The following is a 12,191-nucleotide window of genomic DNA, read 5'->3' as shown; positions in this document are numbered from 1 at the left end:
TCACTGCTGGAGCAGGGCGGTGACCTTCGCGCGCAGCACGGCGCTGCGACGCAGGACCTCAGCGCCGCCTGGGACCGCAAGCGCGGCATCGCCGGACACAAGATCAAGCTGTATGTTGTAGCGGTTCCATTGCTGACCGCCGGGATGCAAGATGCCGCCTAGGATACGCGTTTCGTCGATGCGGCCGGCAGCCGCGAGGTGTTCGAGCGCGCGTAGCGCGTTGGGCCCGAAGGGCACGAGCCAAGCCTTGGGCAGCGCAGCGAGCTCGTCCGCAAGGGTCTCTTCGATCATGCTTCGCATAATGGGGCGCGTCGCTATCCGGCTGTCGCCGGCGTAGTTTCCAGACCTCTTCAGGACGGGATAGCGCAGGACGGAGGTGTAATGAGCCCGGTGCGCGGCGGCGCCGAAGAGATCAAGCGTGGACGAAAGGCCGAAGAGCAGGTGCAAGCCGAAGTGGTCCATCAACCGCGCGCCGAGCGTGCGCATGCCGCCCTTGAACGAAGCGGCGCTCTTGGCGCGCTGCGCCGCTTCATCGAGCGAGGCTCCACTGGCAAGCGCGGTGCGAAAGCTGAGTAAGGCTTCAAGGGCTTGTTGCTTGCCGGGCGTGACCCCGATGATGACGATGTCGGCCTTGTCGTTGATCCAGTCGAAGGGCGCGAAGAACGCGCTGTAATCCCCCTCCTGGACGAGGCCCAACGCCTCATCGCGCAAGACCGACGGGCCGTCGGAGGTGACAGCCTGGCGGATCTCGGCCTGGGTTGCGTGCGCGATGATCGGCTGCATCCGCTCCAATAGGACGCGGGAAGTCTGCGACAAGCTCATCTGTACTCCGAATCTCCAATGAGAGGATCGATATGCGCCAAGCCACCATGAGTATAACACCCTCGCTCGCGCTACCGCGCCGGCAGGTGGCCGAGTGCGTAGGCGGAAAACGGGAGGCGGACACATTCAACATCACAGAGATTGAGAGCCGACCCCGAGGCAATCTCGATCCCGCCGCAGCCATGGAGTCGGCGCAAGGGTTCCGAGACGGCGAGGGCGGCGGCAATCAAGCCGACGAACGGCACGCCGACTGTGCGCGACGCAAGCTGGGCCAGACCGCAAGTATCGAGCCCGGACTTTCGCAGCGCGCTGTACGCCGGCATCGCGGAGGCATCAAAGGCGCTTCCAGCATCTTCGCGACGCCAAATTTGGTCGGGCCGTCGTGACGACGGAAAGGTGTGCAGCGAGAAATTCCGAAAGCCGCTGGGACCGGCGCCTAGCCCAGCCTCCACCACGAGTTCGAATTTCGCGCTTCCGAGATCGGCGCGCGTCGGCCCGTTATCGACGCCGCAGAACGCGACCGCCGGATCGTGCGGACCACGCGATGTCCACGGTCCGAAGTGTCGCTCTTCAAGCGAAGTATTGAACCCCGCCGCCTCCAGCCAGCGCGCGACGGCGCGCGTTTTCTTGACTCCAACCAACGGCACGGACGACAGCAAGGAGGTGCTTTCGTTCGAGGCCGCGATCCGATCGTAGTCTTGGAGCGTGAGTTCGACTTTGCTGCGATCGGCATAGGGCAGGCAGGCAAGCAGCCATGCGAACGCCTGTCCGAGATTGCCAAGGCCGATCAGCCAAAGCGAAGCGGGCAGGTAGGCGAGCGCGGGCTCGCTTAGGTCCGGGGCAAGCCAATCGGCGCCTGGATTCCAGAGTGAGATCCCCGCGGCACGCCGTCCCGCCATGGCATGATCTTTCGCGTGCCAGGCAAATAGCTCGGCGGCGGCAGCAGCCGCCGCCATGGCGGCAGTGAGCGGATTCGCCGCATCGTCGGACAGGCGGCGTGGGTCATGCCGCGGCACGACACCGCCCCGCCATCCTTGCCAGGTGAGCTGCCAAGCCGTGACGTCTGCCGGTGGCGACACCGTCCCGATCTGCGCGACTGGCCAAAGCGGATTGCCAGTTGTGGCGAGCGTGCCGCCCAGTTCCACCACGGCGTCCGCGAGACTGCGCGCGCGCGCGAGCGGAACCACCAGGGGCGCATCGGGCACCCCGAGCACCTCGACGCCGCCAAGCAAGGTCCGGCGCGCGAGATTGACCAAAGTCAGAAGCGCAATCTGATGCGGGATCGAGGCTTCGACTTCCGGGCCGACGCGGATCGAAGCGCCGAAGCCGCGCAGGATACCCATCGCGTCGTCGTGCGTCGCCGCGCGGCCGCTATCCATGAAGTATTTGGCCGTGCGGTGCAGGCGCGTGTGATCGATAAGAGCGGTCATGGGATCAACTCCAAAATCCGGTGTAGACGAATTTGCGGCAGTGGCGGTGGCTGCGTTCGGCCCAGCGGTGCTCGCCCAGGTACTCGTAGATGCAAAGATCCTCGTCGCCGACCGGCGACGCGGCGAAGCCGGGCACGATGATGGCGATGTGGCCGGGCTGAGCGACCATCGGGTTGGTGCGATCGGCTTCGCTCTGGAAGGCGGTGCCCGGATGCGTATGGATGTCCGCGACGACGGAGAGCTTGCGCGCTCGGCAGATCGCCCAGAGCTTGGCGAAAGCGCCGGCGTGGAGAATGCACACACCGCTCGCGTAGGCCGCCGGATCGAGCTCGTCATAGAAGATGACATCGACGGCAGCGCGGCGGCCGCCATGATCGTGACCGATCAGGAACGCGCCGGATTCGTGCCGGCGCTGCGTGCGCCGGTGCAGCTCGGCCATGGTGCGCGCCCATAACGCTGTGGGGCAGTTCAAACGGTGCTCAGGAGCCGCGAATGCCCGAATAATCGTCTTGATTGAGGAGATCATAAAGCTGCTCCAGGTAACAGAGGATGCCCCGTTGCGGCTGCCACAGCCGGTTCGGGTGTTTGTGAATCCAGTCGCCGTGGCCCTCGATCGACATGCGGTCGCACGGCAAATAAAGGCATTGGCCGCCTTTCCAATCCGGCCTGAAGACAGACGGAACGATGGAGCGGCCCGCCGGCCAGTGCGGCGCGGGGAGAGCCCGCCGCGCGGCGACATCCCACGGCTGCGCCGTTGCCGGCGTGTGGCGGTAACCGCTGCACTCGAAGCGGAACCCGAATTCGTCGGGCGCGTGCGGGCGCTTCGCCGCAGAAACCGCGATGGTCGCGTGCGGCCACGCAGTTTCGATGTGATGCCATTTGCCCTCGATCTCGCCGCGCCGGAATTCCGGGGCGGCGAGATCCGCTGCGAGGAGCAACTGGTCGGGAGGCACGACCACGGTCATCGGCTTTAGCCCTCGATGCGCTTTTCGGGGACGAGGTCGAAGCAGACATCGCAGCTCAGGCCGCTGACCAGTTCTGCGAGCGCGGCGTCGGTCGGCGGCTGGATCGTGCTGTTGCAGAGCTGCAGCAAGTGCTCGCCCGCATCCGTGGGATTCAGCTTCAGCTTCAGCTCACGCACGGCCCACTGCTTGATGGTGCGCACGCGGGTGCCCGGCGCGAATGCGCGGTCGATGGTGCGGTGCATGTAGTGGACCGTGATCTTGATTTTCTTGCAGTGGGTCACGTGGACGCGCGAGCCGTGCTTGAGGCCCTCGACCGTGACCTTGTCGTCGTGCGGCACGGGGTTATCCGCCTCATCGACGAAAGCTTCGCGCTCCTTGTCGAAATCGATCCCGTGCGCTTTGAAGGCCTCGTGCAGGTCGCGCACCGTCGCCGGGATCGTGATCTCGGCCTCGGTGACGCCGGGCTTGCCCTCGGCCTGGATGAAAATGATCGTCTTGCTCATCGCATATTCCCTTTGGTGTGCGGCCCTTGATTGAGCCCCTAAAGAGAAAGCGACGGCAGGCAGAATTTTCAGGAAGGGTCTAGGAGACGCCTTGGACGAAATCGCAGATGAAGTAGCATTGGCAATTCGGGCAGCGCCGCGCATCCTCCGGGGCGGGCGCGAATGCGCCGCGCTCGATGTCGGCGATGGCGCCGGTGTATTCCTCCAGCAATTTGTCGTCTTTGTTAGGTGGAATCGGCACCGCTTCCCGGGTCGCGAGGTAGTAGGCCTCGATCACGACACGCCGGCCCCGATAGCGCGCCACAGCGCCACGGCGGAGCAGCGCATAAATGCGGTTGGCGGGATCCGATTTGGTCTTGCGCCCGGTACGGATGCGCTGCACGTGCACCGTCCCGTCTGCAGCGATGACGACGCGGTCGGGCGTCACCGCGATTTGCTTACCGCCGACATCGACGATCCATTCTCCCTGGTCATAGCTTCCCGTCTCCGCCGCGATCACGTCCACCATCGACGTGATCATGGTTTCGGCGGAGGCCCGGTAATACGCCTCGAAACCGTGCCCCTTCGGCCCGCGCACCGCCCACTCTTGCCCGAGCTGCACCAGCGCGGCGGGAAGGCCGGATGGCGTGCCGGCGGCGCGCTGCGTCTCAAGCCAGCCGATGGTGCGGAACACGCAGCGATGGAAGCGGACATAGGGTGAGTCGTCGCGAATGGCGCGCAACCCGTCCAACGCCTCGAACTGATAACGCTGCGGACACTGGATATAGAGCGAAAGCTCGCGCTCCTGGTAAAGCGTGCGCAGGCCGGGCGGCGCGAGGACCCGCGCCGGACACGCCGGAAGCGGAGAGTCATTGCGCCGCGCCGCCGGTGCCAGTGCGCTGATCGGGGCCAAGAATTTGGAAGCGCTCGCGGATTGGCTCGCGCTATAGCGTTCGGCGCGGCTCAAGAACAAAAAGTCCCGCGCGCGCGAGAGGGCCACGAAGAACAGGCATTCTTCTTCCGCTTCATGATCGGCGGGGCGGATGGCGAGGTGCGGCAGGCCGGGTGGCGGCGGGCAGCGTACGCCCTGCCGGTTCGCCGGCATGTACCGGGTCACTAGCGCCGGCAGGTGGACCGCTTTGAACTCAAGCCCCTTGCTGCCGTGGACGGTAAGGACTCGCACTCCGTTTAGATCGGACGCTTCTGAGGCCACGGCCCGGTACATGCGATCGTCATTCAAGGCCTCGATGCGGCGCACGCGCGCCAGCATGTGCTTGCGGGTAGAATCGCCGTCGGCCGCCATTTCACCGCAGACCTTGAGGAGCTGATAAATGGCGACAAGCTGCTGCTGCGCCTTGGAGTCGTTGGCCGCTAGGCGCGGTTTAAGATAGTCGCTGCGCTCGAAAAGCCATGTCGTCAGAAGCGTCCAGGGCGAAGTGGCCGCTCCGAAGCCGTCGAGGTGGTTGGCAAGATGTGCCAGGCCCGCACTGCCCTGCGACGTCAGGCCCGAAATCTCTGGGATCCGGCGTAGCGCGTCAAGGATGCGCAGATTGTTGGCCTCGGCCCATTTGATGACGGCAAGCGCGTCGGACTTGGACGCGCCGTATTCCGGCAACTGCGCGACGCGGACAAGACCGATTCCGCCGGGCTCGGCGTCGATCGAGATCAGAGCGAGCAGATCGCGGATTTCCTCGCGTTCGAACAGATCGCCAAGATAAAGGAGAGGCACGCCAAGCTGTTCGAGCGCGCCGGTGATGCGCGCGAGAGTGAGATGACTGCGCGCCAAGATGACCTGTTCGCTATAGGGAATGCCGTTGGCGCGCGCTTGCTCGATGTGGTCGCGGATCGCAGCCGCCTCCGCCGCGACTGAAGGCGCCACGATCTGGCGGATTGCGCCGACGCTTCCGCGCTGAGCGGTCCAGCGTCCGCCGGGGGAGGCATGCATGCTGGCGGCGAAGGTTTGAAACGCCTGCACCACCGGCGAGCCGGAGCGGTAGTTGATGCCAAGCGAACGCCGTGCCCCGGAAAACTCGGTTACGAAACGCTGCACGTTGCTGGGCGCCGCGCCGCGGAAGCGATAAATGGACTGCCGTTCATCGGCTACGACCCACACATCCGCTTGTGGCGCTGCGAGCGCCCGCAAGAGCCGCGCGCTCGCCAGATTCACATCCTGATATTCATCAACGAGGATGTGCTCGAACCGTGCCTGGCACTCGGCGCGCAAGTCGGGGTTCTGCTCGAGCGCCTGCGCCGCGAGCAGAACAAGATCCCCAAAATCGACCGCATCGGCTTTCGCCAATTCATCCTGATAAATCTCGTAGATGTCGGCGACTTCCAGGGCCTTGCCGGCTGCTTCGCGCTCGTCCTCGCTCGTCGCCGCGCTGCGCGCGGCCTCGGCGGCGGCGCGGTACGCCGCCGGGCTTATGAGTTCGTCCTTACAGCGCGAGATCGCGCGCAGAACGGGCACCAGCTCATAGGCGGGCTCGTAGAGGTTTTGAAAATGGCGCAGCGGCAAGCGGATAAGGTTGGCCTCAAGCAGCGCGAGCGAGCCCGCTTCATCCAAAATGCGCACGTTCATCGTCCGGCCGATGCGCTGATGATACTTGGTGATCAGCTCCAGCCCGAACGCGTGGAACGTGACGACCCACATTTCGATCGCGGCATCCGCGTTGCTGACGGACAGCCGATCGCGCATTTCCTCGGCGGCTTTATTGGAGAAGGTGAGGGCGAGGATCGAGGCGGGCGAGGCGCCGTTGTCCAGCAGGTGTTGGATGCGGTGGACAAGTGTTCTTGTTTTTCCTGTGCCGGGCCCAGCATCGACGAGCAGCGGCCCGCCGCTCCAGGTCGCGGCCTCAAGCTGGCCCGGATCGAGCGCGTAGCTCAGACTGGGGCCTGCCGGGACGGGGGCTTCCAGTGCCGGCAGGAGCAGGGCGCGGATCGCCTGATTTAGGACAAGCCCCGGCGGCACGCCGATATCTTTGGCGATGTCCTCGGGCTTGCGACCATGCGCGAGCAATTCTTCGCGCAGCCAGTCGGCCGGGCAGAGAAACTCGCCCGCGAAAATATCGGCTTGAACTTCCTTGCGCTCGCGCGGGGAATAACCCTCCACGCGGCCTGCGCCTGAATCGATCGGATCGCCGCCAAGGCCAGGCGCGATGGCGGTCACTTCGTTGCGGGGATCGCGGTGGAGTTTGTAGTGGCCGAGTTCATGCGCGGTCACCACGGCTTCGTTTTCCGGGCTCTGTCCGCTCGCGACGTTGATGATCTTCGACGGACGGTCGAGAAATCCATAAACGCCTTTGCTGACGACCGATCCCGGCGCGTAATGTGTGAGCTGAAGATCTTCGTCTTCCAGAGCTGCCGCGAGCAGCGCGGGTGCCTTATGGACGCCCTTGGACTTTAGGAGGGCTTGGCGGTGACACTCGCGCGCCTTGAGCCGTATATCCCGCCAAGCGTCCATGCCTTAGTCCTTCCCAAGCCAGTAGCGTTTTTCATCCTCCGACATGGAGCTGGCGTGAATGACCTCGGTATACGACCGCGTATTGATGGTGGGCGCTTCATCCGCTTTGGCGTGGCCCAGTCGCCTGGGCCCCGTCAGGAGGTCGGATACCACGCGCTCAAGCCAAGCGGTGCTCATGCCGAGGACGTCGGTAAGTGCATCCGTCAAACGCCGGCCCAACGGCAAGCGCATGCGGCCGGCATTTAGTTCGGCCAGAACCATGCGGTCGATGTTGATGCAGCGCGCAAGCCGCGGAATGTCGAAGCCGGCCGCCGACAGGGCTTGAGCCCATGTCTTTTCAGAATCGCTCTGGGCGGCGGCTTCCTGACGCGCACTATGAAGCAAATTCAGGGCATGGCTGCGCCCGCGCGCGAGCATGCTCTCGTCGGGCTCGGCGCCGTGCTCGTCGGAATCCGAAGCCCACTGCGCACGCAGGGCGGCATGCTCACGGATATCGTCGGCGTATTGCGGATACCGGCGCGTCCATTCCGACACTTGCTCGGCGGTTGGGTTGTCGCAAGCCTGGTGGAATGCGAACAGCACGTCGTCCCGATCGGGATTTCTGTTTTGTTCAATCATGGGCGGCTCCTATCTCAATCTTGAGGAGAGCTTTGGTCTCGGCGATCCAATCTCCCGCGGTTTTGGCGCTGATTCCGAGCTGCTCCGCGATCGACGTCGTGCCGATCCCGGGACCAAGGGGACATCCGTCCATGTGTAGGCGAAACGCCTCGCGCTTTCTCGGATCAGGAATCCTATTCAGCAATTGTTGGACCTCCGCCGTCTGTTCGCTGCCTTCCTCAGGCGGCTCGATGGTTTCGACGATTTCCTCGCCGTCATCGGCAACGCCGGACCGCGTCTTGAAGGGCTTGTTGCGGTAGGCGTATTTGCGCTCCGCGCGGATCGCGTCGGCAACGCGGAATTCGACGCATGTCCTAAAGGTCCTGCAGAGCGCTTGCCCGTCCTTCGAGTTCGGCGTGAGCACGGCCACGATCAACTGGTGGTGCGCACGCCAGATAATGTCCTCACCCTCATTGCGGTGGTTCTTGCCGACCAGTCGCTTGATGCGGCGCAACAGCTCGTCCGAGATGTGGGTGCTGAGGGCGGCAAGGAGCCGTTGGTCGCCGTTCGGGCCGATGTGCTGTATCGTGGCCACGATGTCCTCCGGCCGCAGGCGGCGAAGGCCGTTGGCGGCGGCAACACGCCCCCAGCCTTCCAAGTCGGATGGCGAGGGTGGTTCCTCAGACGTCTTGGCACCTGGCTTCATGTTTCAACCTCGCGATCCGAACAGGGGCGGCCCTACTTAGGAAGCGACCGCACATCCAAAATTCCGGAAGCGGGTCCGAACATTTCTTCAAATGTGGATTTGTAGCTTAGTAAGTCATTGAAAATAAAGAAAAAACCAGGGTGACAGCATAAATTACGGGAAATAACCTGGCTTCAGGCGGCCTCCGACTGCGGCGTCGGCGCGCTCGCGGCCGCCGGCAGCGTAACGCCGGCAATCGGGACACCCAAGGCTTTTCGTGCAACCTCCAGCAGATGTTCGTGGTGCGTGAAGAATAGAACTTGCGTCTTCTTCGCCAGCTCACCCAGCACGCGGAAGCCGGCTGCCGCGCGCTTGTCGTCGAAGTTGATGAACAGATCGTCCGCGATGAACGGCATGGGCTCAGCGTGGTCGAGATAGTCCTCGACCGCGGCGATGCGGAGCGCGAGATAGAGTTGGTCAGCCGTGCCGGAACTCATTCCGGCGACCGCCACCCGGCTGCCGTCGTCGCGGATGCCGGCGAGCTGCACGTTGTCGTGGTCGTCGAATTCGAGCTGGAGGGTTTTGAACGATCCGCAGGTGAGCACGGCGAACAGTTCGCCCGCGCGCTTGAGCAACGGCGCCTGCTTTTCGCGCCGGTAGCGGTCGATCGCCCATTGCAACAACACAATGGCTGAGCGCAGCCGGACGTATTGTTCGGCAATCTCTGAAATTTCGGCAAGCGCCGCTTGGCGATCCGCCGCGTCCCTCGCCGCCTTGTCGTCTCCGCCGATGGCCTCGAAAGCCTGGCGTGCGGCGTTGCGGGTTTCGCGCGCCTCCATCAGGCGGTTACGCAATTCCTGCACTTCGTCGTTGATCGTCTGCTCTTTCGCGGCGGTGGCGTCGAGATCGATGCCCGCGCACTCGGCGGTCAAGTCCGCGACCGAGAGGCCGTCTCCATCCTGCGTTAGCGCTTTGGTGAGGCGATCCAATTCCGCCGTCAGCGAACGCATCTCATCCGAGCGCCGGATCGCGATGCGAAGGTCGTCGATGGCTGACACCGAAGCCGTCCGCTGCAAACGCGCGATAATGTCGCGCGCTTCGGCGCTCGATGCGCGGCATTCCTCAATCTTCTTCTGCACGCCGCCAATGTCTGCCTCTTTGGCGGCCTTGAGATCGCGAACGCGCGCGGCCTCGGCCGCGAGCCGATCCAGTTCCAAGACGGCTTCCTCGGCATCGGTGCCGTGCAGGTGCGGCGCGATGGCTTGCGCCAAGGCGGCTACCTCGGCCTCGAATGCCGTCGTATCCCTTTCGATCTTTTCAATCCGCTCATGTCTCAGGTCATTGATGCGGACCGCCGCCTCGCGCATATCGTCGATCGCATTGATTTGGGCTTCCGCGGTCTCGGCCGCGGCCGTCAGGGGGAATTGCAGCGCCTTGAGAGCTGACGTCCAATCGGTCGTCCATGCTTTCCATTCGCCGTCTGCTTTTTCCAGATCCTTGCGCTTGCGCGTCAAGGCGCCTGCCGCCTTGTGATGCGCGGCATCAAGATCGCGCCGGGCTTTGGCGGCCGTCTCATGCGTGCGTTCTACCGTCGCGGCCGCCTCCACGACCAGAAGAAGCGGCTGGCCGGCCAGCGCAGCCGTAGAGGTGCCGAGTGCATCAAGTTCGGCCAGGACGATTCGCTTGGCCTCGGCCTCACGCTGCTGGTAATCGCCGGTATGCCGCTCGGCCGCACCGCGCTCCCCGTTGAGCTCCAGGATTTCGGAACGCGCGCGCAGCCACTCGATCATCACGTCGGGGGCCTCGGGCGCGACGTAGACTCCAGCCCAAAGTTTGGCGCAGGCAACACCGAGCGCCATGCGCTCTTCCTCCAGCGCCGTCTCCTCCAGGCCCAAGGACTCCAACAAATCGTCCTGCTCGCTGATCTGCCGCCCAATCACCGCGAGTTGCGCGGCCGCGCCGGCATGCTCGAAGCGCCGATCCGCAGCCACATCCGCAACCCGAATCGCGGTCTCGAAGTCTTCCGCGAGCGCAACCGACGGCGAAAAGTCTGTGACCTCATCTTCCGGAACCACGGCGCCCTCAAGATGGCGCCGCCGGATAATCGACCAGCCCGCATCACGCCGACTGCGCAAGCGTTCAAGTTGATCGGCCGCGACGACCTGTTCGTCGGTGATAAGGCGCTCATGGGCTTTGCGATGCCGGGCGCGTTCTTGCTGCGCATGGCGGATGCGTTCGCGGCAGGTCTGCTGCCGTTGTTCGAGGCCGCGGCAAGCGTCGCGGTGGGCCTCAACGGCAGCCAGCGGCGGAACGGGCATCGACTCAAGATCGGCAGTCTCCGCCACGGCCGGGCGCAAGGTTGTCAGCGCGCGTTCAATCGCGGCCCGCGCCTCCTGCTCGTCGCGCTTGGAATTGGCGATCTGGCCAGTCAGGTCGCCGAGTTCGCGGATGGCTTTGACGGCCGTTGCGAGCTTGGAAACATCTGTCAGCGCGCCGAACGCCTCGATATCGGCCCCGATCTCGGCGAGTTCCTCTTGCGCTTCGGCGACGGCCGCTTTTGCATTCTGAACCGCGCCGAACAGCGCGCCTCGTCGATTGAGCAAGCCGCGAAGCGCGGCCGCCTTGGCCTTAGCGGGAATCCGCGCGATCACCTGATCGACGTTACCGTTCCATTCGAGCTCGGCGGCCAGTCGAAGGAGCGCGGCCTCGGCCGCCGCCAGTTCGGCGCGTCGCTTGGGAAGATCGGCTTTGCCAGCCCGGACCTGGCTCCGGCGATCACGAAGTTGTGCGATGTCTTCGGCGCGCGCGAGCAAGCTGTCGTCAAAGTTGAGCGCTGCCCGTTCAGCCTCAAGTGCCGCGATCTGCTCGCTCAACGCGGCGATGCGCGCAGTGGCCGCGGCTTCATCAGCCGCCGCCCTCTCCAGAATATTGGCGGCATCGGCATCGAACGCGATCACGGTCCCGAGCGTCTCAATGGTGCGTTGCGTCTCCGCGCGCTTTCGCACGTCGCGGCAAACGCGGCGGATGCGGTTGAGCCTGCGCAGCTCCGCCGATTTGATCTCGATTTCCTGCTCGATGGCGGTGTGAGCATCGTTCGAAGTCTCGAAGGCGCTCTTGAGCAACTGCCACTTGCTCGTGGTCACGACATTCTCGCGCAAGCCGGCTTCGGCGGCCTTCAGGCGTTCTTCTGCCTGGAAATACTTGCGGTGCGCCGCGCGGCGAGAGGCCCAAAGCGCATCGGCTTCAGCCTCCATGGCCTTAAGCGTCTCACGCAGCCCCGTGATGCCAGCGCTTGCCGAGAACAGCATTTGCCCGACATCATCTTGGGCCTGCAAGATGTCCTTGCCGCCCTGCTGCAGGCGTGGGTGATCCAGGCTGAACATCCGCGTGTAGAAGCGACGATCCGCGCCCGCGAGAAATGGGGCGAGTATCGCCTCGCCCGACGGGACGGGCATGTCGTCATCGCCCAGCAGTGTGTCCTTGTTGCCTTTGCGGCGGCGCACTCTGAGTGTCTCGGCTCCCTTCTCCAAGAGCGCTCCCACACGCATGGCGTTGTATTCGTGCAGGAAGTTGCGCGGTGAATTGGCCGGGATGCCGAAGAGCAAATCTTCGACACCACCCATGGTCGTGGACTTGCCGGCTTCATTCTCGCCTAGCAGCATCTGGAAGTCCGGCTTCCCAGCGGGAAGGTCGATCATGGCGTTCGTGAAATGCCCGTACTTGAGAAGATCAAGCTGTCGGATGCGCATC

At 64.2% G+C, this 12,191-nt stretch carries 9 protein-coding genes; all 9 read right to left on the bottom strand.

Going from position 1 to position 12,191, the window contains the following annotated elements; all coding sequences use genetic code 11:
- The 9 genes from GGD61_RS31390 to GGD61_RS31350 all read right to left on the bottom strand — a co-directional run bounded on the left by GGD61_RS31390 (position 1) and on the right by GGD61_RS31350 (position 12,190).
- Complete coding sequence (locus tag GGD61_RS31390; RefSeq protein WP_183231825.1) at positions 1-822, bottom strand: hypothetical protein; 822 nt, start codon at positions 820-822, stop codon at positions 1-3.
- 71 nt (positions 823-893) lie between these two features.
- A complete protein-coding gene (locus tag GGD61_RS31385; protein WP_183231824.1) occupies positions 894-2,252 on the bottom strand; it encodes a thiamine biosynthesis protein ThiF in 1,359 nt (452 codons plus the stop codon).
- Between the two features lie 4 nt (positions 2,253-2,256).
- Positions 2,257-2,691, bottom strand: a complete 435-nt coding sequence (locus tag GGD61_RS31380) for a Mov34/MPN/PAD-1 family protein (protein WP_183231823.1) — start codon at positions 2,689-2,691, stop codon at positions 2,257-2,259.
- Positions 2,692-2,731: 40 nt separating this feature from the next.
- Positions 2,732-3,217 (bottom strand): hypothetical protein, encoded by a 486-nt coding sequence (locus GGD61_RS31375; protein ID WP_183231822.1) that lies wholly within the window; start codon positions 3,215-3,217, stop codon positions 2,732-2,734.
- A gap of 5 nt (positions 3,218-3,222) precedes the next feature.
- Positions 3,223-3,720, bottom strand: a complete 498-nt coding sequence (locus GGD61_RS31370) for a hypothetical protein (protein WP_183231821.1) — start codon at positions 3,718-3,720, stop codon at positions 3,223-3,225.
- A 79-nt stretch (positions 3,721-3,799) separates the two neighbouring features.
- A complete protein-coding gene (locus GGD61_RS31365; RefSeq protein WP_183231820.1) occupies positions 3,800-7,159 on the bottom strand; it encodes a UvrD-helicase domain-containing protein in 3,360 nt (1,119 codons plus the stop codon).
- A gap of 3 nt (positions 7,160-7,162) precedes the next feature.
- Positions 7,163-7,777 (bottom strand): hypothetical protein, encoded by a 615-nt coding sequence (locus GGD61_RS31360; protein ID WP_183231819.1) that lies wholly within the window; start codon positions 7,775-7,777, stop codon positions 7,163-7,165.
- Positions 7,770-8,351 carry an RNA polymerase sigma factor gene (locus tag GGD61_RS31355; protein WP_183231818.1) on the bottom strand — a complete coding sequence of 194 codons (582 nt, stop codon included), beginning with the start codon at positions 8,349-8,351 and terminating at the stop codon, positions 7,770-7,772. The genes GGD61_RS31360 and GGD61_RS31355 overlap by 8 nt, the downstream gene beginning before the upstream one ends.
- A gap of 284 nt (positions 8,352-8,635) precedes the next feature.
- Positions 8,636-12,190: a YhaN family protein gene (locus GGD61_RS31350; protein ID WP_183231817.1), complete on the bottom strand. Its 3,555-nt coding sequence runs from the start codon at positions 12,188-12,190 to the stop codon at positions 8,636-8,638.
- Between the last annotated feature and the right edge of the window lies 1 nt (position 12,191).

The organism is Bradyrhizobium sp. SBR1B (genome assembly GCF_014198205.1).
Lineage (GTDB): Bacteria > Pseudomonadota > Alphaproteobacteria > Rhizobiales > Xanthobacteraceae > Bradyrhizobium.
Note: the sequence above shows the minus strand (reverse complement) of the source record. Positions and strands in the feature narration are given on the sequence as shown.

Coding starts and splice junctions, on each gene's coding strand:
- GGD61_RS31390 (WP_183231825.1), bottom strand. CDS start 822: ATGAGCTTGTCGCAGACTTCCCGCGTCCTATTGGAGCGGATGCAGCCG.
- GGD61_RS31385 (WP_183231824.1), bottom strand. CDS start 2,252: ATGACCGCTCTTATCGATCACACGCGCCTGCACCGCACGGCCAAATAC.
- GGD61_RS31380 (WP_183231823.1), bottom strand. CDS start 2,691: ATGGCCGAGCTGCACCGGCGCACGCAGCGCCGGCACGAATCCGGCGCG.
- GGD61_RS31375 (WP_183231822.1), bottom strand. CDS start 3,217: ATGACCGTGGTCGTGCCTCCCGACCAGTTGCTCCTCGCAGCGGATCTC.
- GGD61_RS31370 (WP_183231821.1), bottom strand. CDS start 3,720: ATGAGCAAGACGATCATTTTCATCCAGGCCGAGGGCAAGCCCGGCGTC.
- GGD61_RS31365 (WP_183231820.1), bottom strand. CDS start 7,159: ATGGACGCTTGGCGGGATATACGGCTCAAGGCGCGCGAGTGTCACCGC.
- GGD61_RS31360 (WP_183231819.1), bottom strand. CDS start 7,777: ATGATTGAACAAAACAGAAATCCCGATCGGGACGACGTGCTGTTCGCA.
- GGD61_RS31350 (WP_183231817.1), bottom strand. CDS start 12,190: ATGCGCATCCGACAGCTTGATCTTCTCAAGTACGGGCATTTCACGAAC.